This window comes from Treponema sp. R6D11 (assembly GCF_054786075.1).
In genome coordinates, this window is the sequence record NZ_BDHD01001442.1 from 1 (window position 1) to 280 (window position 280).

The 280-nt window shown below is 40.0% G+C and carries 1 pseudogene; it reads left to right on the forward strand.

Features of this window, described 5'->3' with window-relative positions:
• Positions 1-280, forward strand: a pseudogene (locus ACYVTD_RS19065) ((p)ppGpp synthetase); the annotation flags it as partial.

The window sequence follows — 280 nt, forward strand, 5'->3', positions numbered from 1 at the left end:
GTTTTAGAACGTGAAATGAAAGGACATTATACCTTCCAGGAATTCTGTTATGAGTCAACTCACCTTTTAATCAAGATACCGCAAGAATTAATTGATAAATACGGAGATCCCGGCACTGACATAGCGGAAATACAAATACGCACCATTTTACAGGACGCATGGGCGGAAGTTGAACATGAGCTTGTTTATAAAGCCGAATTCAGTCCATTTGACGAACCTATGAAAAGAAAACTTGCCGCAATTAACGCAAGCCTGTCTTTAGCGGACATGATTTTTCAGG